The following is a 24,959-nucleotide window of genomic DNA, read 5'->3' as shown; positions in this document are numbered from 1 at the left end:
TGTGGATATACAGATTAGAAGGAGTGGTTATATGTTCTTGGCAATTCGGGAGATGAGGCACTCCAAAGCACGCTACAGTCTCATTATGGTGATCATGCTGCTGGTCTCGTTCCTGGTGCTGTTCGTCACCGGCCTGGCTAGAGGTCTTGCTTATGCCAATATTTCGGCGCTGAAAAATATGCCCGCCAATTACTTCGCCGTGCAGAGCGATGCGGATCATACCTTCAGGCGTTCACAGTTAACGGATACGGAGCTTGCGGCTGCCCGGTCAGTAGCCGGAGAGGCGAACGCGACTCCGCTGGGGGTACAGACCAGTACAATTACAGCTGCCGGTGCGGATGTTAAGGCGGATATTACTTTTTTTGCCGTAGATATGACGGGCATGCTGGCTCCTGAAGTAACGGAAGGCGCCGGATTCACCAATGAGGTTCAAGGCAGCGCGGTTGCAGACTCCAAGCTGGAACAGTCCGGCGTTACCATTGGCAGTACGATCCGTGATCAGGCTTCCGGCATGAGCTGGACGGTTACCGGCTTCGTGAAGGACAGCTCCTACAGCCATACTCCGGTGGTCTATATCAATCAGCTGGACTGGCAGGCGATGAAGCAAGGAACGGTTCAGGGAAGCGGAGGTTCAGGCAATGCCAATGCCCCGTACAATGTGATCGCGCTGGATGTAACGGCGGCTCAAGCTGGGCAGATTGCAGATCAGCTACAGTCCGTAGAGGTAATTACGCAAAAGCAGGCGATCGCCAGTGTTCCCGGTTACTCCGCCGAGCAGAATTCGCTGCTGATGATGATTGTGTTCCTGTTCGTGATTGCTGCGGTAGTTCTTGCTGTATTCTTCTATGTCATTACGATCCAGAAGACCAGCCAATTCGGTATCCTGAAGGCGATGGGGACCAAGATGTCCTATCTGGCCTGGAGTGTAGTCGGTCAAGTAATGCTGCTGTCTGTCGCCAGTCTGGTGCTGGGCATTCTGCTTACGCTGGGGATGAATATGGGCTTGCCCGATTCGATGCCGTTTGAGCTGGACGGACAGACGATGGCGATGACCAGTCTGCTGTTCATAGGGATGTCCCTGCTGGGCTCGTTAATTTCGGTAGCAAGAGTAGCAAAGGTGGATGCCTTGGAAGCGATAGGGAGGACTGGAGCATGAGTGCGAAATTAGTGATGAAGCAGGTAACCAAGACTTACGGGGATGGGGACGGGGCGATGACCGTTCTGAACCATCTGGACCTTACGGTGAACGAAGGCGAATTCATAGCAGTACTGGGGCCATCCGGCTCCGGGAAAAGCACGTTTCTCTCCGCAGCAGGTGCGTTGCTTACGCCCACCAGCGGAGAAATCCTCCTCGACGGCGAGTCGCTGCGTGACAAGGACAAGGGGGAATTGACGGAGCTGCGGCTGAAAAAAATCGGCTTCATGTTCCAAAGTGCGCAGCTGCTGCCGTTCTTGAAGGTAGAGGAGCAACTGCTCTATGTAGCGAAGCTGGCTAAGCTCAGCCCGAAGGAAGCGAAGGTGCGTGCCGCCTATCTGCTGAAGCGTCTGGAGATCTGGGAACGCCGCAATCATTATCCCGAACAGCTGTCCGGGGGCGAGAAGCAGCGGGTGGCGATTGCCCGGGCATGGATGAACAAGCCGGCCATTCTGTTCGCAGACGAGCCGACGGCTAGTCTGGATTACAGCCGTGGCCGGGAAGTGGTACGGATGATAGCCGACGAGGTGCGGAGCGAAGGCAAGGCTGCTGTAATGGTTACTCATGACGAACGAATGCTGGACTGGTGCGACCGGGTGCTGCATCTGGAGGATGGCGTGCTGGTTGAAGCGCATAGCCTTAATTAATTGGAACTGAACCCTGGGGACGGGGTTCAGTTTTTTGGAATGCCGGTTTCCCGCTGCAGAATGCCTTCACACGCCCGAGTAGGCCATAAACCCGCCGTCTACGGGGATGCTTACCCCGGTTACGAACCCGGACATGCGTTCATCAGCCAGCCAGAGCAAGGTGCCGAGCAGATCCTCCGGTGTGCCGAAGCGGCGCATCGGGGTCTGGGAGATGATTTTGAGCGAACGTTCGGTCAGTTCACCGTTCGGGTCCTTCAGCAGCTGTTCATTCTGTGCGGTGACGAAGAAGCCGGGGGCGATGGCATTTACCCGTATGCCGGACTCAGCCAGATGCACCGCAAGCCACTGCGTGAAGTTGTTGATACCTGCCTTGGCCGCGCTGTAAGCCGGAACTTTGGTGAGTGGCGATGCGGCGCTCATGGAGGAGATGTTGATCACCGCTGCTCCGGGGCGTCCGAGCATCTGCTTGGCGAAGATTTGAGTTGGAATTAATGTTCCGGTCAGATTGAGGTCGAGGACCGTGCGGAAGCCGCTCACGGACAGATCGAAGAAGGAGACGACATCGGGATTCTCCAGGTCTCCCGGTTCTAAGGTCTCCTTGGTGGTAATCGCCGAAGGCTGATTGCCTCCGGCCCCGTTGATTAACAAGTCGCAGGGACCCCACTGCTTGCAGATCTCATCCGCTGCCTGCCGGACACTCCCGGCATCCATAACATCGCAGGCCAAGGCCAGGGACTGGCCGCCGCCGGAAGTGATCTGTGCAGCCAGAGCTGCCCCTTTGGCCTCCGTACGGTTCAGGATGGCGACCTTCACGCCTTGCCGGGCCAATTCCAGCGCCATAGCGCTGCAGAGGGCTCCGGCTCCTCCGGTAATTACAGCGGTCTTGCCTGCCAGTGCAGGCTGTAATGCCAACTCGGACATAGTGATCCAACCCTTCTTGGTGAAAGTATGATCTTGCGTCAGGTTATATCAGTCTGCGGATCTTTGCTTATAATATTGCGGATATTTCTCCATCAGCATCTCCTGATCGGCGATCGTCAGGGCCATATGCTCCTGCATAAGCTGATCCCCTTGCTGAATATTATGCTGCTCAATGGCTTCATATAGACCATAATGCTGCCGGTACAGATGCTCCCAGTTGTGATCTGCCGTGAGCTTGAGCATCCGGCTGCGGTTCAGGTGAACCTTGATCTGCTGGATGACCTCCCAGGTATTCTTTTTATTGCAGCCCATAAAAATCACATGATGGAACTCTTCGTCCAGCATGAACATTTCTTTATAGTCCTGATCCTCGATGCAGAGCTTCTGCTTGTCCAGATTAGCCTTCAGATCGATAAGATTCCTGGCCTGGAAGGCGCTGCACGCTTCCCGGATGACTGCCCGCTCCAGATGCTCGCGCATGAAGCGGGCTTCTTCCACGAGCTCGGAATCAATCAAGGAGACCACCGTTCCCCGCTGGGGGTATACAGCAAGCAGGCCCTCCTGGGCCAGACGGACAAAGGCCTCACGGACCGGAGTGCGGCTGACACTGAACTTCAGCGAAATCTCCTTCTCCGAAATCCCGGTTCCGGGCGGCAGCTCCAGCAGCAGAATCTGATTCTTCAGTGAACGATACACGATGTCCCTTGTGGAGAGTGCTTGTGTACCGATAGTGTATTCCATCGTGTAACCCTCCTGTTAATGATTAATGTAAGCACTACCATACTACCATACTTGTATGGTAGTATGGTAGTGCGAATGGGCAGAAGCGCCTGCTGTCCGCTTAAGGACGGTATCCGTGGCCCACCAATATCATAGACGAGAGGCTGGAGAACAATATGAGTACCTCATCTTTTATTCATGACGACTGGCTGCTGTTAAGTCCAAGTGCACAGAGATTGTATCACGATTATGCCGCCGCAATGCCGATTTACGATTTCCATAGTCATCTGAATCCGCAGGAGATCAGCAGTAACCGCAGGTTCCGCAATATCGCTGATCTCGCGTTATCCGGGGATCATTACAAGTGGCGGGCGCTCCGCTGGCTGGGCGTTGACGAACAGCTAATTACCGGGAATGCGCCGGACAAAGACAAATTCATGGTCTGGGCGCGTTCCCTGCCTGAGATGGTGGGCAATCCGCTCTACCACTGGACCCACCTGGAGTTGAAGCGCTACTTCGGGATCGACGAGCTGCTCTCCGGGGAGACTGCGGACAGTGTGTGGGAACGCTGCAATGAGCAGCTTCAGGGAGATGAACTGACTACGCAGGGGATTCTCAAAAAACTCAATGTCGATGTGGTCTGCACAACGGATGATCCCATTGATTCACTGGAGCATCATATTCAGATTAAGAAGGATCATGTACTTGAGACGGTGGTTGCCCCGACCTTCAGACCGGACCGGGTGCTGAACATCCGTGATGAAGGATTCACCGGATACGTGGGCCTGCTTGGTGAGGCGAGCGGTATTGAGATCCACGATTACTCCGGATTCCTCCAGGCTGTGACCGCGCGGATCGATTATTTCCATCAGCATGGCTGCCGGCTGTCGGATCAGGCCTTCGGTGAGCTGCCGCATGCCCAGTCTACAGAGCATGAAGCGGCCTACATATTCGCCCGGGCCTTCAAAGGGGAAGAGATCAGCCCGCAGGAGGAACAGAAGTTCCAGAGCCATACGCTGATCAAATTAGGCCGGCTCTATCATGAGCGGGGCTGGAGCATGCAGCTGCATATCGGAGCGCTGCGCAACAACAACGCACGGATGTTCAGTGCCATCGGCAAGGACAGCGGCTTCGATTCGATTCTGGATTTCAATATGGCCCGCAGTCTCAACGCACTGCTGAATGAGCTGGATGCCAGCGGACAGCTGCCGAAGACCATCGTCTATACGCTGAACCCTTCGCAATACGAGATGATAGCCACCGCAATCGGTAACTTCCAGGGTGATGGCATCAAGGGCAAGGTGCAGATGGGTTCCGGCTGGTGGTTCCATGATCAGAAGGAGGGCATGCTGCAGCAGTTGAAGGCGCTATCCAGCATTGGCCTGATCAGCCCTTTTGTCGGCATGCTGACTGACTCCAGAAGCTTCCTATCCTTCACGCGTCATGAATACTTCCGGCGCATTCTCTGCAACCTGTTCGGCACGTGGATGGAAGAGGGGGACCTGCCGCGAGACTATGCCTTAATCGGCCGGACCATTGAGAATATATGCTACAACAATGCGGATGCGTATTTCGGGATCAAGTAGAGAGCAGGAGCGCAGCATACCATTCATCGATTGACACAGCGTTAAAAAATCAGCAGGTCTCTTAGAGAGGCGTGCTGATTTTTTAATTGTTCAGGAATTATGTCTTTCAAGGCACAACAGCAGCATGAAAATGAGCAGCGTGCCTAAAAACACAACGTCGTCTGTTTATCTGAATTACATATTTTAACAGAGAAAAACGCAATTGGACCGGGTTGGCTACGTAAGCCGAATGTAATCGAAAAACCGATTACAATTGGACTGTGGGCTCCGCGTAGGCCGAATGTAATCGAAAAACCGATTACAATTGGACTCTGGGCTCCGCGTAGGCCGAATGTAATCGAAAAACCGATTACGATTGGACTGTGGGCTCCGCGTAAGCCGAATGTAATCGAAAAACCGATTACAATTGGCCGTTACAGCGGAATATGGACCAATGCAGCATACATTGTGTTCGCGCGAAGGTAAGCTTATCCATCCGTTAGGATGATTATGTTCTGATAATTCCGGTGCATTCTACCGCGTACTGCTCCGGTAAGCAGACGGGGATACGCCGGTTGACTTCTTGAACACCTTGGAGAAGTGGGCCAGCTCCATGCCGACCTGCTCGGCGATACTGGAGATGCTGAAATCGGTGTAGGAGAGCTGCCTCTTCGCGAGCTCCATCCGTTTCAGCTGGACGTACTGCATCGGCGGAACGCCGATGAATTTCTTGAAGTAGGGAATGAAATAGTTCGGGTGCAGATGGACCCGCTCTGCCAGCTCCTCGACCGTCAGCGGCCGCATTAACCGTTGATCGATGTAGCCCAGCACATTCGCCAGCTTGCCCTGGTCGCTCGTATGCGTCAGATCGTCAAGGAAATTGCTGTAGCCTCCCGATTCCAGACAGAGGGACAGCAGTGTAAGCAGCGCGGCCTGCGTCCGAAGGGTAGCGAGGAAGCCGGTATCCTGGAACCATTCAATCATCTCCGCGAACATCGTCCGGGTGGCCTCCGGATCAGGCACATCACAGATATACAGCTTATTCGCCGAATGAAACAGCGGCCATTCCCCAATCTGCGCATCGAAGTGACAATAGTAGCGTGTATAAGGATCATCACGTGAAGTATCCGTGGTCTGGGTAGAGCCTGCGGGCATAATCATCAGCTGTCCGGGTCTCGGATAGTACGCCACTCCGTTGATAATCACCTTGCCTTCGCCGGAATCAATGTAGTAGAGCCGGTTGAAGGCAGGGGTCTCATTCGTCCGGTTCCATCCCGGATATCTGCTGGTTAATTGGGCATGGGTAACGGTAACCGTCAGGTTGTGCAGCAGGCGTCCGGTCAAATTACCATTGCCTTTCGCAGTCATATTCATATCAGGGCTCCTTCAAATAAGGCTATAAAGCTATTATAACGCTTCCATTTATCCAATACATCTTATTATTATACAAATATACCTTAATTACAGTCATGGCCTCCACCGGCAAATAGGGTTATCCTCATAACATAAACTGTTTCAGGAAGGGAATGGGAGATGGATAAGGTACGTTATGGAATTATTGGCGTAGGGGGTATGGGGCGGACCCATGCACAGAGTCTGCTGAGTGATATTAAGGGGGCCGAGCTAACGGCCGTCTGCGACATCAGCCCTGAGCGGCTGGAATGGGCAGAGGAGCATTTGCCGGATCATGTGCAGCGCTTTCTGTCGCCGGAGGAGCTGTTCAAGTCCGGGATCATTGATGCGGTGATGATTGCCACCCCGCATTATGATCATCCGCCGCTGGCGATTGAAGCGCTGGGCTACGGGCTGCATGTTCTGATCGAGAAGCCTGCCGGTGTCTATACGAAGGCAGTACAGCAGATGAATGACGCCGCAGCGAAGTCTGACCGCAAATTCGGCATTATGTATAACCAGCGGACGAATCCGCTCTATCAGAAGCTGAGAGAATTGATTCAGTCCGGGGAGCTGGGAGAGATCCGGCGCACGAATTGGATTATCACCAATTGGTACCGCTCTCAGAGCTACTATGATTCCGGCGGCTGGCGGGCGACCTGGGGCGGGGAAGGCGGCGGAGTGCTGCTGAACCAGGACCCGCACCAGCTTGATCTCTGGCAGTGGACTACCGGAATGATGCCTAAGCGGGTACGCGCTTTTTGCCAGTTCGGGAAGTACCGGAATATTGAAGTTGAGGATGATGTGACCGCTTATGTGGAGTATGAGAATGGCGCAACCGGGCTGTTCATCACGACTACAGGGGAAGCGCCGGGGACGAACCGGTTCGAGATTACAGGCGACAACGGTAAAATCGTCATCGAAGACGGCACGCTGACCTTCTTCCGCCTTCGCACCCCTGAGCCGAAGTTCAATGCGGAATATACCGGGGGCTTCGGAGCGCCGGAATGCTGGAAATGCGAGATTCCGGTGGACTCCGGGAATGGAGAGCAGCATAAGGGGATTCTGCGTAACTTCACCAATGCGATTCTGCATGATGAGCCGCTATTGGCTCCGGGGGAAGAGGGCATTCACGGGCTGACCCTGTCCAATGCCATGTATCTGTCTGCGTGGACCGACAACTGGGTGGACCTGCCGATCGACAGCGAGCTGTTCTATGAGAAGCTGATGGAGCAGGTGGAGAATTCGACTTTTCAGAAAGCTCCGGTCAGCCAGAAAGCCCTTGATGTATCGGGTACCCACTAGATTAACTTTACTCTCTTACGCCAATTAAACTTATCTAGGAGTGGATGAATACAATGAACCGTTCAACGATTGCCGCCCAAATGTATACCCTGCGTGAATATACCCAGACGCCGGAAGCCTTGCGGGAGAGCTTGCGGAAGGTGAGCAGCATCGGGTACCAGGCTGTGCAGATCTCCGGGATCGGTCCCATGGACCCTAAGTTGGTGAAGGAATATGCGGATGAATTTAATCTGAAAATATGTGCGACACATGTTCCCTGGGACCGGCTGGTGAATGATCTGGATGCGCTCGCAGCAGAGCATAAGCTGTGGGACTGCAAATACATCGGTCTTGGCTCGCTGCCTGCGGAATATCAGACCAGCCAGGAGGGCTACCGCACCTTCGCCAAGCTGGCTTCCGGCATTGCACGGACACTTAAGGAAGAGTATGGCCTGCAATTCGTTTATCATAATCATGATTTTGAATTTGAACGTTTTGACGGTCTGACCGGTATGGATGTGCTGCTGCAGGACAGTGATCCGGAGGTCTTCGGGTTCGAGCTGGATCTGTACTGGGTTCAGGCGGGGGGCGGAGATCCTGTAGAGTGGATTCACAAGGTGGAAGGCAGAATGCAGGCCGTGCATTTCAAGGATATGACTATTCTGAACCGTAAGGCTGTGTTTGCCGAGATCGGCGAAGGCAATATGAACTATGGAGCGATTATTGATGCCTGCCGCAAGACGGGGGTGGAATGGCATATCGTGGAGCAGGATGTGTGCCAGCGTGATCCGTTCGAGAGCCTGGAGATCAGCCTCCGGCATCTGCACTCCAGATTGGAGGTGCAAGCATGAGCCGCAAGGATGGAATGATGTATGCTCCGGTACATGAGGCGAAGCCTGTGGTGGGACCGGGTGAATTCGTGATTGCCGCGCTGGCGCTGGATCATGGGCATATTTACGGGATGTGCAACGGACTAGTAGAGGCGGGAGCCGAGCTGAAGTGGGTATACGATCCAGATCCCGAGAAGGTAAAAGCATTCCTGAACAAGTATCCCGGCGTCAGAGCCGCACGTTCTGCTGAAGAGATTCTTGAAGATCCTGAGGTCCGGCTCGTAGCAGCAGCGGCCGTTCCTTCGGAGCGCGGTCCGCTCGGTCTGCGGGTGATGGCACACGGGAAGGATTATTTCACAGACAAATCTCCGTTCACTTCTCTGGACCAGCTTGCGGCAGCACGCCTTCAGGTGGAGCAGACGGGGCGGAAATACATGACATACTACAGTGAGAGACTGCATGTAGAGAGTGCTGTCTATGCCGGTCAGCTGGTGCAGCAGGGGGCGATTGGCCGTGTGCTTCAGGTGATGGGACTGGGGCCGCACCGGTTAAATGCACCCAGCCGGCCGGAATGGTTCTTCCAGCGTGACAAATACGGCGGCATTCTCTGTGACATCGGCAGCCATCAGATTGAACAGTTCCTCTTCTACGCGGGCTGCCGTGATGCCAAGGTACTTCACAGCAAGGTCGCCAACTACAACAATCCGGCTTACCCGGAGCTGGAGGATTACGGGGATGCTACGCTGGTTGGGGACAACGGGGCTACGCAGTATTTTCGCGTGGACTGGTTCACTCCGGCTGGGCTCGGGACCTGGGGCGACGGACGGACGATCATTCTCGGCACGGAAGGCTATATCGAACTGCGCAAATACAGCGATATCGGCCGCTCCAGCACACCGGACCATGTCTACTGGGTGGACGGTGAGGGAGAGCATTATGAGCATGTGGCCGGGAAGATCGGCTTCCCGTTCTTCGGTGAGCTGATTCTGGACTGCCTGGAACGGACGGAGAAGGCGATGACCCAGGAGCATGCGTTCAAGGCGGCTGAGCTGTGTCTGGAGGCGCAGCGGCAAGCGGTGAATCTGACCCCGGATACGCTCAAATAGTTGCACTACAGCTATCAGAAGATCGGAAGGTGGTTAAGATGAATACCAATGGAGCAGCGATTATCGGCTGTGGGGCGATTGCCCCGCTGCATGCCAGAGCCATTGCTTCCATCCAGAATGCGCGGCTGGTAGCCGTGGTGGACAGTGATCCTGTTCAGGCGGCGCAGTCCGCTCAGGATTACGAATGTGAAGGCCTGACGGATTACAGGGAGCTGCTGGAGCGTGCAGATATCGGCATCGTCCATCTCTGCACGCCGCATCATCTGCATGCCGGAATGGCGGTGGAACTGCTGAAGGCGGGCAAGCATGTGTTAACCGAGAAGCCCATGGCGCTGGATGTGCCTTCGGCCCGCTTGATGCAGGAGGCGGCGGAGCAGGCTCCGGGACAGCTGGGTGTAGTATTCCAGAACCGCTATAATGAACCTTCAGTGAGGATCAGACAAGTAATCGATTCCGGCAGCCTGGGTAACCTCCTCTGCATGAAGGGATTAGTAACATGGACCCGGACTGAGGAGTACTACACGAACAGTCCATGGAGAGGCCGCTGGGCTACGGAAGGCGGAGGGGTATTGATCAATCAGGCTATCCATACCCTGGATCTGCTGCAATGGTTCGGCGGTGACATCGCTTCCGTGAAAGGCAGTGTAAGCACCGATGTGCTGAACAATGTTATTGAGGTCGAGGACAGTGCACATGCGTGTATCGACTTCAAAAACAAGGCGCGGGGGCTCTTCTACGGAACCAATGCATATCAGGCCAATTCGCCGGTGGAGCTGGAGCTGGTCTTCGAGCAAGGGACCCTGCAGCAGCGCCGGGACAGCCTGTATCTGTGGAAGGATGGTCAGGAGACGCTGCTCTGTGAGCCGCAGAGCATCAGCAGCGGCGGGAAATCGTACTGGGGCACCGGGCATTCACGGTTAATTCATGACTTCTATGCCCACATCCGTGAAGGCCGCAGGTTCTGGATTGACGGTGCTGAGGGCATCAAAGCGCTCACGCTGATTGCAGAGATCTACAAGTCCTCGGGGAGCCGGAATCTGGTCCCTCAGGTCTAGCGTACATCATCCGGCTGATGCCGGAATAGGCTGTCTCTTATGCAGAGCTCTGCTTAAGGGATGGCCTTATTCGTGTTAGCCGCTACAGCTTAATCGCAAGCCAACAGGCTTCAATGGTCTGCTGAATCTGCTGCTCGTTAAGCGGATATTTTCCGTCCAAGTAGCCTTTGATGACAGCAATTAATATCCCGTAGATCAGCTGATAGCACAGACAAACATTCATTTCCCGGATGATTCCCTGCCGCTGTCCTTCTTCAATGATGGCGAATATCTCTAAGGTTGAGGGAGCCGGCGTGTTCCGCAAGTCCTCGGAAATATAGGGCGAGGAGCAATAGTTCTCTGTGAAATCAACCTCTTTGGGGTATTGAAGCGAATAGTTAGCCGTATTCTTCAGAAGGCTCTTCACACGCTCATAGATGGTTAAGCCGGGGTCATAGCCATTCATGACGAACTCATTTTTATGTATGCGGACTTTATAGTACAACTCATTGACCAGCTGCTCCTTGTTCTCGAAATAATGGTAGAATGTGCTGGAGCCTACATTGGCCCTCTTGAATATTTTGGCGAAAGTAACAGATTGTAAGCCTTCTTCAGTAATCAAATCAAGGGTTGCCTGAAGAATATCATCGCGTTTACCCATCATTACACCTCGTTACGGAAAAATCATTCTATAAAATAGTACAACTCCTGCAAGGAATTGTCAATTAAAAGAATATGTATTCTACTCTCAAGTATCAAAAAGATAGATTTTGTGGTGAAACAGACAATAAGAAAGCTATTTATTAGTCATTATTCTGCAAAAAGGAATTTCCATTCCGAACATACTTAAAGTTTAATTATTCTCTTTCTGAACTATAAATAGAATAAACATTCTATTCATTAAGTTATCTTAGGGCAATCAGGTCTAGCGATCAAATTGACTTTCAGGTCATTAGGCTTTATCTTCAGTACAGGGTTTAACAAGAGTCAGCAGATGAGAGACAGGGAGTGGGAGTATGGCTATGGAACAGGCAATGTTTGCCGGAGGCTGCTTCTGGTGCATGGTTACGCCGTTCGAAGAGCTGCCCGGCATTCACGGAATTGTATCAGGTTACGCCGGAGGAACGGTAGAGAACCCAACTTATGAGCAGGTGAAGACAGGGACAACTGGTCACTATGAGGTGGTGCAGATCACTTATGACCCTGAATTATTCCCTTACGAGCGGCTGCTGGAGCTGTTCTGGCCGCAGATTGACCCGACGGACGACGGCGGACAGTTTCAGGACCGGGGAACGCAGTACCGCACGGCGGTATTCTATTATACGGAAGAGCAGCGGCTGGCGGCACTTGCTTCCCGGGAGCAGGTGGCAGTCAGCGGCAGATTCGAGCTTCCGGTGGTGACGGAGATTCTGCCTGCGCCGGTATTCTATCCGGCAGAAGACTATCATCAGGACTATCACAAGAAGAATCCGAAGCACTATAAAGAGGACCGCGAGCAGTCCGGGCGGGATACCTTTATTTCGCAGCACTGGGAATAGTGAATACGAGAGGGAAGCCTACAAAAGCCTTTAATGACCAGGCATCTGGGAATTAAGGGCTTTTTGCTATTTTTGCAGCACCCTGCGGGTTAAGCTATAGATCATTATACCAAAAACCAAAATATGGGAACCTAAATCCGAAATTCCGCGCCTACTCAATTGCCACTTGTGCAACTATAATCATATTTGTAAACGGATACAAGCATTGGTAATTCTGGCTCTGATGCAGGCGGGAAGAGAGAGGAGGGAACAGGGGATAGAATAAGCAGCTTAGCGAAATACAGAATGCTCTATAGCTCCTGTAGTTGAAGGGAAGTACTGCAATGCCAATATTATTCAGGAGGAATCTAAGAATGTCCAAAAAATGGCTAATGACGATGCTTGCGTTCGTGCTTTTGCTCTCTTGCCTGCCTTTGTTCAATTCCAAAGCAGCCGCAGCTGATTATACCCAAGGGGTAGATCTGTCGGGAACCTCAGCTACCATCTGGTTCAAATCTACGGTCAGTACCAGCTGGACCGATGTGCATTACAAGGTGAACTCGGGAACCCAGCTAAACTACCGAATGACTTATAACAACGGTAAATCGCGTTATGAGCAGGTGGTTACAGGCGTCGCCAGCGGCACAGCACTCTCGTACTTCTTCACCTACAACAATGGGACTCCGGCTTATGATACCGGCTGGTTCAACTACACTTCGGGAACCGCGCCCACTGCAGCGCCGACTACTCCGCCTTCAGGGTCTTCCGGTTCCATCTATTCTATCGCTGCCTCTTCTATTCCGACACCGCCGGGAGGCTCCGTGTCTGTCAAAGTCATGAACGGAACGGGAGGCGCTTACTCCGATAACCAGATCTATTGGGGCGTCATCGGCATCAATCCGGCTAACGGCAAATGGAGTTATCTGGATCTTAGCGGCAATCTCATTCCGATCTCGAATGCGCTGAATAATGCTTCCGGCCATCTGACCAAGAACGGGGTCAACTATGCCAATATTTATCATACGGTTAGCCAGACCAACTGGGTAACGCTGCCCAAAATCACCTCCGGCCGCATGTTCCTAAGTGTTGGCACGCCGTTGTATATTAAGACCTATGACGATGGCTTTGCCGGACCGGATATCGATAATCCAACCGATCCTAACCGTAATCTCTATTTCGACTTCGTTGAATTCACGGTGGATGCTACAGGCTACCATGGAAATACGACCCGTGTAGATGCCTTCGGCTTCCCGGTCCAGCACCGGCTGGTAGGCTTGTCCGGCGGTTATGACAAGACGGTTGGCGAGCTGGAATCGGAGACACGGGCCGGCATTTTCACCAAATACCAGAATGAAGTTCCGTCCGCCTTCAAATCGCTGGCAACCGATCAGGCGCCTTACCGGATTATTGCTCCAGTCCATGGATCGTTCAAAGCCGGTGGAGCCAATGCGAATTACTTCGCAGGGTATTCCAGCTATAGCACCCAGGATATTCTGCGCAATGACGGTTCGCTAATCGATGCCGCCACTTCCGCTGCGATCAACCGCCATGTCTACACCACTAGCAACTGGAACAACGTAGCGAATTATTACAATGCGGCTCCTGCGAACTTTTATGCGAAATTCTGGCATGATCACAGCATCAGCGGCTTGGCTTATGGCTTCCCGTATGACGATGTTAACGGCCAGGCAGCCTATCTGGAAGTCGGTGACCCTAAGGGCCTGATTATCCGCGTGGGCTGGTAAGTATGGAGCCGATGGCTTCCTGCAGCGCAGCTTCCTCAATCATCAGCAAATGAGAGCTATCGCATATAGAGCCGGTCCTGAATATAAGCAGGCAACCGGCTCTTTCACATGTCTATTCAATCCAAAAAGACTAAAAAGGCTAATCTATAGAAAATAAACAGGAAGAAAGGTATGATAGATAGCAATTGCACACGAAGGGAGCATCCGGGAGAGATGAAGGACAGCTTGAAGCACATCTTATTTGATCTGGACGGCACATTGACTGACCCCAAGGAAGGCATCACCAAAAGCGTGGAGTATGCGCTTAACCAATTCAGCATCGAGGTGGAGCATCCTGACCTGTTGATTCCGTACATAGGCCCGCCGCTATATGATTCTTTTATCGAAATTCAGGGCTTCACGGCGGAGGCGGCGGCACAGGCGGTGGAGTTCTACCGGGAGCGTTTCCGGACGCTGGGGATGTTCGAGAATCATGTCATTCCAGGCATTCCAGAGCTGCTGGAGAGCTTGAGGAGTAAGGGATTCGAGCTGTATGTGGCGACCTCGAAGCCCATCGTATTCGCTGAGCAGATTCTCCGGCATTATGAGCTGGACGGGTTCTTCAAGTATGCGGCAGGCAGCAACCTGGATGGGACACGCTCGAAGAAGCGCGAGGTCATTCAACACGTGCTGGACGAGAATAATCTTCTTGCTTCGCATTCGCTGATGATCGGGGACCGGGAGCATGACATTATCGGGGCCAAAGCCTGCGGTGTGGCCTCTGTGGGCGTGTTATTCGGCTATGGTTCAGAGGAGGAGTTATCGGCGGCCGGAGCGGATTACATTGCAGCAGCGGTGGAAGATGTGGAGGATATTATCCTGCGGATACAGAGGAATGAACTGAACGGGTAAGAACTACGAGTTAAGGGATTAAGGGAGTAAAGGATTAAAGAATTAAAGAATTAAGCGGTCAATTAGGAAGCGGCTTTCAAGTTTTTTTCTGCACGGTATTGACTTTTTACAAAGGCCGTGCGTATTATGTAACCAGCAACACTATAACCAAGGCAATGACCAGAGACAGGATATCCCGTGAGGACTGACCAGAGAGAGAAGTGCAAGGTGAGAGCTTCTTACAGAGACCAGCCGGATGTTACCCCTCTATAGCCGTGACACTGAACCCTCCTGCTGTTAGCGAGGCTGTAAATGTCACCGCCCCATCCCCGTTAACGGATGCCATGAGGATTGTACTGATCACGTTTCCGCCGAACAGCCGGGGGTGAAGTGACGTATAGTCGAATTAGGGTGGAACCACGAGCTTAAGACGCACTCGTCCCTTTCCGGGATGAGATGCGTTTTTTTGTGTTCACATATACGAATATACACTGAAGAAATGGAGGCCATAATCATGGAGATTCAAGTGCAGCTGCCGGATGGAGCAAATAGGAGGTATTCGCGTAACACCACAATTGCGCAGATTGCGGAGTCGATTAGCTTAAGTCTAAGGAAGAATGCAGTAGCCGGCAAAATCGATGGCAGACTCGTTGACCTTGATTGTCCGGTTGAAGGGGACAGCCTCGTGGAGATCGTGTCAGCGGACAGCAGCGACGGGCTGATGATTCACAGACACAGCACAGCCCATGTGATGGCCCAGGCGATCAAACGGATCTATGGAGAACGGAACGTGAAGCTGGGCATTGGTCCAGTGATCGAGGACGGCTTCTATTACGATATAGATATTGAACAACCCCTGTCCAGCGAGGATCTTGCTGCGATTGAGCGGGAGATGGGGAAGATCATCAAGGAGAACCTGCCGATCCGGCGCCGGGTGGTCAGCCGGGCGGAAGCGGTGCAGTACTTTGAACAGCTGGAAGAGCCGCTGAAGCTGGAACTGATCCGGGATCTGCCGGAGGACGCGGTCATCAGCCTGTATGAGCAAGGCGAATTCACGGACCTGTGCCGGGGGCCGCATCTGCCCTCCACTGGCCGGATTAAGGCGTTCAAGCTGCTTAGTGTAGCGGGGGCCTACTGGCGCGGGGATGCTGATAATCAGGTGCTTCAGCGGATATACGGCACATCCTTCCTGAGCACAGCCCTACTTGAGGAGCATCTGCATCTGCTGGAGGAAGCGAAGAAACGGGATCACCGCAAGCTGGGCAAGGAGCTGGAATTGTTCATGTTCTCCGAGGAAGCGCCGGGCATGCCGTTCTACCTGGCCAAAGGGATGCTGATCCGTACAGCGCTGGAGGATTTCTCCCGCAAGCTGCAGCGTGCCGACGGGTACGAAGAGGTCCGCTCGCCGCTGATGATGAACCGTCGTCTGTGGGAGCAATCCGGACATTGGGATCATTACAAGGATGAGATGTATTTCACGAAGGTGGATGAGACAGACTTTGCGCTGAAGCCGATGAACTGTCCCGGACACATGCTGATCTACAAGAACAGCCGCCGTTCCTACCGGGATCTGCCGATCCGCATTGCGGAATACGGGCAGGTTCACCGCCATGAGTCCTCCGGTGCGCTGAACGGAATGATGCGGGTCCGTACCTTTTGCCAGGATGACGCCCATTTGTTCGTGCTCCCGGAGCAGATTGAATCCGAGATTACTCGGGTGCTGGAGCTGATTGACCAGTTCTATTCCATCTTCGGATTCGAGTACAAGGTCGAGCTGTCTACACGCCCGGAAGACTATATGGGTTCCGAAGAGCTCTGGGATCAGGCGGAAGAGTCGCTGGAGCGTGTACTGAAGAAGAATGGAATAGAGTACCGCGTGAATGCGGGGGATGGCGCTTTTTACGGACCGAAGATTGATTTTCATGTCCTCGATGCCCTGAAGCGGAGCTGGCAATGCGGTACGATTCAACTGGATTTCCAGATGCCTGAGAAGTTCGACCTGACTTACATTGGCGAAGATAACAACAAGCATCGTCCGGTTGTCATCCATCGTGCGGTGTTCGGCTCCATTGACCGGTTCATGGGTATTCTTACAGAGCACTATAGCGGAGCGTTCCCGCTGTGGCTGTCTCCGGTGCAGGTCAAGCTGCTGCCAGTCTCTGTGGTTCATGACGAGTATGCCGAGCAGGTCAGAAGACAGCTGGCAACAGCCGGACTGCGGGTGGAGGTAGATTCCCGGAATGAGAAGCTGGGCTACAGAATCCGTGAAGCGCAGCTGGAGAAAATCCCTTATATGCTGGTGCTGGGAGATCAGGAGCAGAATGACGGAACAATCTCGGTACGAAGCCGTGCGGAAAACACATTATTCACACTGAGCGCCCAGGAGTTCATTCAGCAATTGACAGCTAAGATTGACGGTTGGGAATAAATCGCTTCATATATAATAGGTGAATATAATAGGTGAAAAGTATAACAGGTAAAAAGATATAGGGGGAAGTCAGTTGACAGTAATAGAAGCAGGCCAGCTTGCAGGCAACGTAATCCGGCTTGTGCCTTTGGCAGAGGAGCATAAGCTTGAGCTTAAGAAGCTGCTGCACAATCCGCAGATCTGGGAGTACACCTGGAGGCAGATCAGCTCAGAGGAAGAGGCAGGACAACTGGTGGATACGGCTCTGGCGAATGGGGCGGTGGGCAAGGAAATCCCTTATGTGATGGTGGAGCAGGCATCCGGCCGGATCGTAGGGACTACGCGGTTGATGCATCTGGACCGTACGCATCGTAATGCAGAGATTGGCTGCACCTGGATCACACCGGAATATTGGAGAACTGCGGTGAATACAGAATCGAAGCTGCTTTTGCTGCAGTATGCCTTCGAGGTGCTTGGGCTAATCCGGGTGGACTTCTCCATTGTCAGTCACAATTTGCGCTCCCAGCGGGCCATTGAGCGGATTGGAGCGGTCCGGGAAGGCGTCCTGCGCAAGCATCGTATTACCGCTCACGGGGCTGTTATGGATAATGTACTGTACAGTATTATCGATGAAGAATGGCCTGTGGTGAAGAAGAATCTGCAATATCTGGTGAATGAGAAGTACAAGTAGCGCTTTAACATAGAGGGGTCCCTGCGCGGGCTCCTCTATTTATTTTGCAAATAGCCATATCTATGAAACATTGATATAATAGAATGACATGAGAATAGAAACATACATTCCCATTATCTCGGGGTTCTGAGCATGAACAAACCGTCTATATTTTTATGTTCCGGCCCAACCTTCACCTTGCGGTGCGGATTTGGGTTTATGTTATGTTGTGGGGAAATTATGAAGTGATGGCGAGGTTGGCAAGAGCATGAACTGGAATGATTTCGGAGAACGGAATAAGCGGCTGAACCCCTTATGGAGTCTGGGCGCAGGCATGAATCTCGGTGAGCTGCAGCCGTATAAGGAAATGATTGCGCTTAGTGTGCTGCTGCAGGTCTATTATCTGGAGCTGGAATCGAATGAACAGAGGGCCAGGGAGGATCTGGTGGATCTGGCCTGGAGCTCTCTGGAGCGCTTCGGCATAGCGAAGCTGGGCAGCCCGGAATCGGTCGAACGGCTGGTAGACGGATTGCTGTGGAGCGGCAGCGGCGGGGATTTCGAGGCGTATTATTATGAGGACCATTCGCGGGAGATCGCAGTACAGAAATACAAGTATTTCACCGTAGATGAGGACGCTACACGTACCAGCTGGGAGGAGAACGGGACCACGGTGTACCGGCTGTCCGAGTATGCGATGGAGCTGATCTTCATGAGCCACGAGATTATCGACGAGTTCCAGGTCAGCATCAAGCTGCTGGAGATTCAGATGCATATCAAGCATGGACGGGTTACCCGGGCGATGCAGGATGTGAATGAGCTGATCTCCCGCGTACGCAAAATGACACAGCAGCAGCAGGAATATCGTAATGCCCTGCGCCGTAATCCGAAGCATATCTTCAGCGAATACGGCACTCAGCGGCACGAGCGGCTGGAGGAGATCCACCAGCAGTTTGACGAGGAACGCAAGCATTTCGATAATATCCACCGCTCGCTGGCCCGGCTGGCCAATGATGAGAAGGATGTCATTGATTTCAATGAGCTGCGTCAGCTCTCCGAGCGGGTGGAGCTGTCCCGGCGGGTGCATGACGAGCTGGCCGAGGTTGTGCTGAGCATCTTCGAAGCGGAGACGAATCTGCGGCTGAACTTCCCGGAATTATTCTGGGGAGCAGCAGGCTTCAACTTCCGCACCCATGTGTGGGAGGAATGGGTGAAGCCGGAAGGACTGTCGGACGGGGATGGCCTGGAGACCTTAATCTGCGGGCTATTCTCGCCCAGCCAGGATTTCATCTATCCGCTGGCTTGGGCCTGGGAAGAGCAGGAGGTCGGTTTCCTGCCGGAGGATACGCCGGATGCGCCGGATGAACCCGGGGAAGATGAGGACATCCATTATGTGCCCAAAGGCATTCCCTGGACTGAGGTCTGCGAGCTGTGGCTGCCCGTCATAGAAGGAGTGGCTGCGCACGGCAGCTTTACCTTCACTGCGGAGGCGTTCACGGAGGAGGAGCAGCGGCGTTGGGCGGATTGCCCGGATGCCGTGGATTTGTGGGTGCAATTTTTCCATACCGTAATTACTGTTGAGGCGCAGGAAGCAGAGGGCCACGGCGTGGCGGACGAATGCCAGAAGCTGCTTCAGCGGCTGATGCTGGACCACCCGGAGCTTGCGGTGCTACGCGGCGCAAGGCTGCGGACCACCATCTCTGCACAGCAGCAGGGCAGCATCCGTATCCCCGGCCTTGAGATTAGCCCTTATACCATTAATATAGTAGAGAAGTGAGATGATACGGATATGAGTTATTCCTTAGAGCAAGTTCAGCAGGCATCGCGGCTGTTCTTCGACCTGCTTCGCCGCAAGGTGATTCCGCTGGATGATCCCGCTGCCGCCGAATGTCTGCAGGATACAGCTGCTTATGATGCCCTGCAATATGTAGCCAAAGAAGCCGGCTGCCGGATTATGAATTCGGGTCACCGCCTGCACCTGCTCGTGAGTCCGATCGGCTCCGGATTCGCCAGTAACTTCACTCAGCTGCGCAATAAATATTCACGGATTGAGCGTAAGACACATCTGCATATCATTAACGTTATTATCCTCGTTTTTCTGGCGGAGATGGACCAGGATGAGCAGCACTTCAAGCCGGGACAGGACAGCATGTCTTACATACAACTGTCGGATCAGGTATCCGAGTTGTTCCAAGGCTGGATTAGTATGGATGAAGACGGCAGCTTCAGCAAGCAGTGGCGGCTGGATATCCAGGCGATGCACAAGGTGTGGACCAGCCTCTACATGCAGACCAAGAGCCAGGAGGAAGGCGATTCGCTCAGCCGGGGAGCCGGTTCACGGATCGGTCTGATCCATGAAGGCATGAAGCTGCTGGAGGAAGAGCATCTGGTGTTCATCTCCGAGCATGAGAAGCGGATATTCCCCCGGGAAGAGTTGTACGAGCGGATGCGTTATCTCTACCACGATGTGGACCGGTACAAAGAGCTGAAGGCTCTGGTTGGCCGCACACTCAGCGGACAGGAGGGTGAAGCCCATGCCGCGCATTGAGCGAATCCGCATCGCCGGACTCAAGTACGAGAAGATGCTGAAGAAATATGAGGATATGATCCTCGATCTGTGTAATGAAGAAGGCCCGGCCAATACCCTGATTACGCTGATGAACGGCGGGGGGAAGGGTGTTCTGCTGCAATCGATTTTCCAATTGCTGATGCCTAGAGCCGCCTGGGGCAAGAATAATGAGAACCAGGTCGAGGCTTTTTTTCATAATCACAAAAAACAGCTGAAGCCCTACACCTTCCATGTAGCCATCGAATGGCGGCTCGACGATAAGGAGCGGACGGAGTATGTCACCACCGGGATCGCGATGACTGCTCAACATTCCATGGACCAGCTTGAGATCAAAGTGGATTATCTGCTATACGCGCTGCTGAAATATGAGGAGACGGCTGAGCTTACACTATCCACCCTGCCCTTATATGATCATGAGCTGAATACGCCTGCGAGCTTCGAAGCGATTCAGCAGTTTGTGCGGGAACGGCGGGGTGAGATTAATGTCTACGGCAGCAGCAGCTCCGATCTGAAGAAATACTATGCCTACCTGGCTGACCATGATATCCATATTGATGAATGGCGCAATATGCGCAGAATCAACGGGGAAGAGGGCGGCATCAAGGGCTATTTTCAGAAAAATGACGCATTCACCAATCATAATCTCTTTGAGCGGCTGATTATTCCAGAGATTGGTTCCAGTCTGGGAGGGAGCCTGCGCGAGGATGAAGGCTCGCTTCAGCGGATGTTCGTGGATACCGCTACGGTTGCACAGCGGTTGCCGATGCTGGAGCAGCGGGAGCGGGCTTTTGCCGAGTTCACCTCTCTTGCGGCTCCTCTGTATGAAGCGGTGAAGCTCGGAACGGAGGCGGACCTCAGCTTCCGGGAGACCGAACGGCTAGGAGCGCAGCTCTATACCGTTATTCATGATGAACTGAAGCAGGCGGAAGACAAGCGCCGCAGAACGGCGGATGAGCTGGCCGGACATTATCTAGAAGCGAAGACGCTCAGATTCGAGAGCGATAATCTGAAGTACCTGCGGCTGAAGGAAGAGCATGACGGCAAGCAGGAGCACTTCAGAGTGGTCTCTGACAACCAGATACGGGCTAAGCAGCGTCTGGAAGAATCGAAGCAGAGAGAGAAGTCGCTGGAGGTTGCCCATTATCTGGCCCGGCGCAAGCTGCAGCTCCGTCAGATGGAGCAATGGCAGAAGGAGATTGAAGCCATCGAAGGGTCGCTTGCGATGAAGGAGCGCCAAGAGGTGATTCAAGGGGCCAAGCAGGAGCTGCGGGTACAGTGGGAGCAGGTCTACCGGCTATGGCAGGCGAAGAGCCTGTTCTACAGCGGACAGCAGCATTCCCATGCAGCGGAAGAACAGATTCTGCGCAAGGGCAGGGAGGAATTGCTGCTGGAGCTTGGCAGGCTGGATGGGAAGCTCCAGGAATTAACAGCCATGATCCGTCAATATACGGAGGAGCTGGGTGTGTTCGCTTCCCGCCACGGGCAGGAAGCCGCCCACTCACCGGCAGCCGCCCTACAGAGGACGCTGATTGCGGCCAGAGGGCTGACTGAGCAGATTGAGGCCTTGAACGAACAGCGCAAGACCGCTGAAGACCAGAAGCTGCTCCTGCATACGCAGCATACCCGGCTGGCTGAGAAGCTGCTGGGGGCCGAGGCTCAGGCGGAGGAGCTGACCGGACGCATCGAAGCCCAGATGAACAAGGAATCACAGCTCTGGTCACAGCTCGTAGTGCTGCTGGAGATGTATGAGGAGCATCAGCGCTTAGGCGCGACAGCTCTATTCGAAGCGAAGCCTCTAATCCAGGAGCGGTTCATTCGCAGGCTGGAGGATACCGAGCAGCAGACGAAGCGGCTGCGGCGGGATTATTATCAGCAGCTGCTGGATGTTGAGCTGCAACAGGAAGCCTACTGGCTGCCTAACCATGATATTGTAACGGTGAAGGATACGCTGGATGCGCTCAAGATTAGTTCTATGACTGGCACCATGTATCTGAACGATCAGCCTTATCTGGTCCGCGAGGAGGAGCTGGAACGCCATCCGCTGCTTCCTTACGGCCTGATTGTCACGAAGCGTGAAGCGGCTAAGCTGCAGCCGGAGCTGCTTAAGGAGCTTCTGCTTAAGGCTCCGGTCCCGATCTTCGTGCGCGAGGAGATGGCGGAGGGCGGTAGAGACGCCTTCCTGCTGCTGGCGCATCAAGGACCGCAGATGGTCTTGCACCCGGATCATTTCCAGGAGTGGAAGCGGGGAATGGCCTCCAGGCTCCGTGAGCAGGAGGAGGAGCTTCAGGCGGAGGAAGCGTATCTTGCCAAGCTTAGATCCGCCCGGCAGGAATATGAACGTCTGCACCAGGGCGAGCATACCGTAAGTCTGCGGAGCAGACAGAAGAGCGCGGAGACCCTGCTGCAGGAGCTTCGCAGCCAGCTGAAAGAAATGAACGCAGAACAGGCACGTTATGAGGAGGTTCTGGCTGGAATTTCCAGAGACCTGTCAGCCTGCGAAGCGGATAAGTCCGAGCAGGAGACCCGGGCGGCGGCGCTGCGGGAGTGGAGTGAGCGGAGCCGGAAGCACGAGCAGAACTATACAGACAAGCAAAAGTCTATGGAGCAGAAGAATAACCTCAGCAAAGAGATTGCAGTTAAGGACCAGCAGCTCACCCGGCTGAAGGCAGAGATGGACAGTTTCGCCTTGCAGCGCGAGAAATGGATCGGGGATGCCCGTTATTCTGTATTCCCGCGGCTGCAGAACTGGTTCCCGGACATAGAGTTCCCCGGTGAAGCTGCGGGTGCGAAGGTTCAGGATGCAAATGCTGAGGCGGATCAAGCAGCTGCCGATGAACTGCTGAATGAGGCGGTACAGGACAAGCTGCTGCAGCTGCTCAGTACGGTTGAGAGTCTTCAGCAGTCGCTAAGTCAGAACGAGCTTGAGATCCGCACAAGAACAGCCCAGATCAAGGCGGCCAGAGAACAGCTGGCTGAGCTGGAAGCTGCTGTGCAGCAGGTAGATGCCGGATGGCCGTCTGCCCCTGAGCCGCAGGAGTCACCCGATATGATTCAGTCCGCCAGAGTCCGACAGAAGAGCGACACGATGATTCTGGACGAGGACTATCAGCAGCTCCGTGACTCCTTCATCCGCTGCCAGACCGAGCTTGACAGCCTGCGCAAAGAGCTGGGCAAGTCCGAGAAGGCGATCAAGGAGAAGCATGAGCGGACGGTAGAGCTATGGAATGAGCCGCTGGAACAGAAGGAAGAAGAGATCAGTCTGCGGGGCCGGGAGAATGAGCATCTGCTGAATACCAGTAAGCAGGCGCTGGCTTCCATGGATCAATGGCTGCTCGTTCTGGGCAATCAGAGCCGGATCATGGATTCCCATGTCGAGCACCGTGTATCCCTCCGGGAGGTGCCGGAAGAATTGCAGCTGAAGGTGCGGGAGAGCTGCGAGACGCTGGTGGAGGATTGGCTGCAGCGCAGCAAGGAGAGCCGCAGCCAGCGGGCAGATATCTCCCGCAAGGTGAAGGAAGAGAAGACTGACCTAAGCGGCAAGGTGGCCAAGTCCGGCTGGAATGCAGAGCTTGAGACCAAGATTCAGGAACGCCTGAACAATGTTCACTGGGATGATTTCGCTATCGCCTTGCAGGTACTGGATTCCATGCTTCAGAGCTCACGTGATCAGATGGAGAGCATCCGCAGCGATAAAGAGGATATGGAGCTGTCCCGCAAGCTGTGGGTAGGCCGGGCAGCCAAGCGTGTGGTGCAGATCGTTGATATTCTGAAGCGGATGGAACGCCGGATGATCATTCACAATGAGAGCGGCCATGCCTTCCCGCTGGTTAAGCTGAATTACAAGAATATTAACGTTCCACGTACGACAGATGACATCGAGCCGCTGGTCAGCGACTATTTCAACCGTTGTATCAGCAGCCTGCTGGAGAAGTATCCGAAGATGGAGCAGGTTCCGGCTTCAGCTGTCAGAGAGCTGATTAACGATGGACGCATGGTATACGCGGCGCTGCAGAACCGTTTCCCGGTGTTGCAGGTGTATAAGCCGGTGACGGAGAATTACTTCCTGTATGCCGCTCCCGAGGACTATCATTATTCCGATTGGGAGGTTATCAACCGCGGCGCGCTAGATGAGGCAGTGGGCAGCGGCGGGCAGCGCCAGTCTGTTCAATTGCTAGTGGCGATGATGATTATGACTCACAAGCGCGTTAACCGGGAAAACAAAGGCTGGACGGTCTTCCTGTACGATAACCCGTTCGGTGAGATGGTCTCGAATAACGTGCTCGATCCGGTCTTCGAGATCTCGAAGGCGCTGAAGTTCCAGTGGCTGATCGTCACGCCGCCGGAGCTGGTCAAGAATGATGTCAGCATCCGCTTCGGCGTGTACTGGCAGCTGTATTTTGGCGGAGATAAAGGGGATGCCCTGGATTCGACCCTGATCAAAGGCGGGCGCAAGCTGATCCCTGCTTCATTATTCTAGTTAATCTAACCAA

19 protein-coding genes are annotated in these 24,959 nt (G+C 53.8%); 15 read left to right on the top strand and 4 right to left on the bottom strand.

Annotated features, from left to right (window positions below; translation table 11 throughout):
* Positions 1-31: 31 nt before the first annotated feature.
* The gene (locus MHH78_RS20895; protein WP_341168688.1) at positions 32-1,156 is read left to right on the top strand and encodes an ABC transporter permease; all 1,125 of its coding nucleotides are present in this window, start codon (positions 32-34) and stop codon (positions 1,154-1,156) included.
* Entirely contained in the window at positions 1,153-1,842 is a 690-nt protein-coding gene (locus MHH78_RS20890) for an ABC transporter ATP-binding protein (RefSeq protein WP_036728687.1), read from the top strand. The genes MHH78_RS20895 and MHH78_RS20890 overlap by 4 nt, the downstream gene beginning before the upstream one ends.
* Before the next feature lie 66 nt (positions 1,843-1,908).
* On the opposite strand, the gene MHH78_RS20885 is transcribed toward MHH78_RS20890, so the two are convergent.
* A complete protein-coding gene (locus MHH78_RS20885; protein ID WP_341168687.1) occupies positions 1,909-2,763 on the bottom strand; it encodes an SDR family oxidoreductase in 855 nt (284 codons plus the stop codon).
* 48 nt (positions 2,764-2,811) lie between these two features.
* Positions 2,812-3,504, bottom strand: a complete 693-nt coding sequence (locus MHH78_RS20880; RefSeq protein WP_076078002.1) for a GntR family transcriptional regulator — start codon at positions 3,502-3,504, stop codon at positions 2,812-2,814.
* Positions 3,505-3,659: 155 nt separating this feature from the next.
* On the opposite strand from MHH78_RS20880, the gene uxaC reads away from it, so the two are divergent.
* Positions 3,660-5,069, top strand: coding sequence for a glucuronate isomerase (uxaC, locus tag MHH78_RS20875; RefSeq protein WP_341168686.1), 1,410 nt, complete (start codon positions 3,660-3,662; stop codon positions 5,067-5,069).
* A gap of 513 nt (positions 5,070-5,582) precedes the next feature.
* Here the strand turns inward: uxaC and MHH78_RS20870 are convergent.
* Positions 5,583-6,422 (bottom strand): AraC family transcriptional regulator, encoded by an 840-nt coding sequence (locus tag MHH78_RS20870; RefSeq protein ID WP_339256504.1) that lies wholly within the window; start codon positions 6,420-6,422, stop codon positions 5,583-5,585.
* Positions 6,423-6,581: 159 nt separating this feature from the next.
* Here MHH78_RS20870 and MHH78_RS20865 point away from each other — a divergent pair, with 159 nt between their 5' ends.
* The 4 genes from MHH78_RS20865 to MHH78_RS20850 are packed head-to-tail and all read left to right on the top strand — an operon-like array spanning position 6,582 to position 10,715.
* Positions 6,582-7,745, top strand: coding sequence for a Gfo/Idh/MocA family protein (locus MHH78_RS20865; RefSeq protein ID WP_076078007.1), 1,164 nt, complete (start codon positions 6,582-6,584; stop codon positions 7,743-7,745).
* Positions 7,746-7,798: 53 nt separating this feature from the next.
* On the top strand, positions 7,799-8,575 hold the full coding sequence (locus MHH78_RS20860) for a sugar phosphate isomerase/epimerase family protein (RefSeq protein ID WP_076078010.1): 777 nt from the start codon (positions 7,799-7,801) through the stop codon (positions 8,573-8,575).
* Positions 8,572-9,660 carry a Gfo/Idh/MocA family protein gene (locus tag MHH78_RS20855; protein WP_341168685.1) on the top strand — a complete coding sequence of 363 codons (1,089 nt, stop codon included), beginning with the start codon at positions 8,572-8,574 and terminating at the stop codon, positions 9,658-9,660. The genes MHH78_RS20860 and MHH78_RS20855 overlap by 4 nt, the downstream gene beginning before the upstream one ends.
* Positions 9,661-9,698: 38 nt before the next feature.
* The gene (locus MHH78_RS20850; RefSeq protein ID WP_341168684.1) at positions 9,699-10,715 is read left to right on the top strand and encodes a Gfo/Idh/MocA family protein; all 1,017 of its coding nucleotides are present in this window, start codon (positions 9,699-9,701) and stop codon (positions 10,713-10,715) included.
* Between the two features lie 82 nt (positions 10,716-10,797).
* Here the strand turns inward: MHH78_RS20850 and MHH78_RS20845 are convergent, their stop codons facing one another.
* Positions 10,798-11,358 (bottom strand): TetR/AcrR family transcriptional regulator, encoded by a 561-nt coding sequence (locus MHH78_RS20845; protein ID WP_341168683.1) that lies wholly within the window; start codon positions 11,356-11,358, stop codon positions 10,798-10,800.
* Positions 11,359-11,716: 358 nt separating this feature from the next.
* On the opposite strand from MHH78_RS20845, the gene msrA reads away from it, so the two are divergent.
* The 8 genes from msrA (at position 11,717) to MHH78_RS20805 (ending at position 24,946) form a co-directional block, all read left to right on the top strand.
* On the top strand, positions 11,717-12,232 hold the full coding sequence (gene msrA, locus MHH78_RS20840) for a peptide-methionine (S)-S-oxide reductase MsrA (protein WP_076078192.1): 516 nt from the start codon (positions 11,717-11,719) through the stop codon (positions 12,230-12,232).
* 353 nt (positions 12,233-12,585) lie between these two features.
* Positions 12,586-13,956: a glycoside hydrolase family 64 protein gene (locus MHH78_RS20835; RefSeq protein WP_341168682.1), complete on the top strand. Its 1,371-nt coding sequence runs from the start codon at positions 12,586-12,588 to the stop codon at positions 13,954-13,956.
* A gap of 171 nt (positions 13,957-14,127) precedes the next feature.
* Positions 14,128-14,847 carry an HAD family hydrolase gene (locus MHH78_RS20830; protein WP_341168681.1) on the top strand — a complete coding sequence of 240 codons (720 nt, stop codon included), beginning with the start codon at positions 14,128-14,130 and terminating at the stop codon, positions 14,845-14,847.
* A gap of 493 nt (positions 14,848-15,340) precedes the next feature.
* Positions 15,341-17,254 carry a threonine--tRNA ligase gene (gene thrS / locus MHH78_RS20825; protein WP_341168680.1) on the top strand — a complete coding sequence of 638 codons (1,914 nt, stop codon included), beginning with the start codon at positions 15,341-15,343 and terminating at the stop codon, positions 17,252-17,254.
* Between the two features lie 73 nt (positions 17,255-17,327).
* Positions 17,328-17,924: a GNAT family N-acetyltransferase gene (locus tag MHH78_RS20820; RefSeq protein WP_341168679.1), complete on the top strand. Its 597-nt coding sequence runs from the start codon at positions 17,328-17,330 to the stop codon at positions 17,922-17,924.
* Between the two features lie 247 nt (positions 17,925-18,171).
* Entirely contained in the window at positions 18,172-19,677 is a 1,506-nt protein-coding gene (locus MHH78_RS20815) for a hypothetical protein (protein WP_341168678.1), read from the top strand.
* Positions 19,678-19,689: 12 nt separating this feature from the next.
* Positions 19,690-20,448, top strand: coding sequence for a DUF6063 family protein (locus tag MHH78_RS20810; RefSeq protein WP_341168677.1), 759 nt, complete (start codon positions 19,690-19,692; stop codon positions 20,446-20,448).
* Entirely contained in the window at positions 20,435-24,946 is a 4,512-nt protein-coding gene (locus MHH78_RS20805) for a hypothetical protein (protein ID WP_341168676.1), read from the top strand. The genes MHH78_RS20810 and MHH78_RS20805 overlap by 14 nt, the downstream gene beginning before the upstream one ends.
* Positions 24,947-24,959 lie beyond the last annotated feature (13 nt).

Source organism: Paenibacillus sp. FSL H3-0333, from assembly GCF_038002805.1.
Taxonomy (GTDB): domain Bacteria; phylum Bacillota; class Bacilli; order Paenibacillales; family Paenibacillaceae; genus Paenibacillus_AQ; species Paenibacillus_AQ silagei.
This window is presented reverse-complemented; position numbering and strand designations above follow the sequence as displayed.

Bases quoted from the DNA above. Each gene is read 5' to 3' on its own strand.
- MHH78_RS20895 (WP_341168688.1), top strand. From the start codon at position 32: ATGTTCTTGGCAATTCGGGAGATGAGGCACTCCAAAGCACGCTACAGT.
- MHH78_RS20890 (WP_036728687.1), top strand. From the start codon at position 1,153: ATGAGTGCGAAATTAGTGATGAAGCAGGTAACCAAGACTTACGGGGAT.
- MHH78_RS20885 (WP_341168687.1), bottom strand. From the start codon at position 2,763: ATGTCCGAGTTGGCATTACAGCCTGCACTGGCAGGCAAGACCGCTGTA.
- MHH78_RS20880 (WP_076078002.1), bottom strand. From the start codon at position 3,504: ATGGAATACACTATCGGTACACAAGCACTCTCCACAAGGGACATCGTG.
- uxaC (WP_341168686.1), top strand. From the start codon at position 3,660: ATGAGTACCTCATCTTTTATTCATGACGACTGGCTGCTGTTAAGTCCA.
- MHH78_RS20870 (WP_339256504.1), bottom strand. From the start codon at position 6,422: ATGAATATGACTGCGAAAGGCAATGGTAATTTGACCGGACGCCTGCTG.
- MHH78_RS20865 (WP_076078007.1), top strand. From the start codon at position 6,582: ATGGATAAGGTACGTTATGGAATTATTGGCGTAGGGGGTATGGGGCGG.
- MHH78_RS20860 (WP_076078010.1), top strand. From the start codon at position 7,799: ATGAACCGTTCAACGATTGCCGCCCAAATGTATACCCTGCGTGAATAT.
- MHH78_RS20855 (WP_341168685.1), top strand. From the start codon at position 8,572: ATGAGCCGCAAGGATGGAATGATGTATGCTCCGGTACATGAGGCGAAG.
- MHH78_RS20850 (WP_341168684.1), top strand. From the start codon at position 9,699: ATGAATACCAATGGAGCAGCGATTATCGGCTGTGGGGCGATTGCCCCG.
- MHH78_RS20845 (WP_341168683.1), bottom strand. From the start codon at position 11,358: ATGATGGGTAAACGCGATGATATTCTTCAGGCAACCCTTGATTTGATT.
- msrA (WP_076078192.1), top strand. From the start codon at position 11,717: ATGGAACAGGCAATGTTTGCCGGAGGCTGCTTCTGGTGCATGGTTACG.
- MHH78_RS20835 (WP_341168682.1), top strand. From the start codon at position 12,586: ATGTCCAAAAAATGGCTAATGACGATGCTTGCGTTCGTGCTTTTGCTC.
- MHH78_RS20830 (WP_341168681.1), top strand. From the start codon at position 14,128: ATGATAGATAGCAATTGCACACGAAGGGAGCATCCGGGAGAGATGAAG.
- thrS (WP_341168680.1), top strand. From the start codon at position 15,341: ATGGAGATTCAAGTGCAGCTGCCGGATGGAGCAAATAGGAGGTATTCG.
- MHH78_RS20815 (WP_341168678.1), top strand. From the start codon at position 18,172: ATGAACTGGAATGATTTCGGAGAACGGAATAAGCGGCTGAACCCCTTA.
- MHH78_RS20810 (WP_341168677.1), top strand. From the start codon at position 19,690: ATGAGTTATTCCTTAGAGCAAGTTCAGCAGGCATCGCGGCTGTTCTTC.
- MHH78_RS20805 (WP_341168676.1), top strand. From the start codon at position 20,435: ATGCCGCGCATTGAGCGAATCCGCATCGCCGGACTCAAGTACGAGAAG.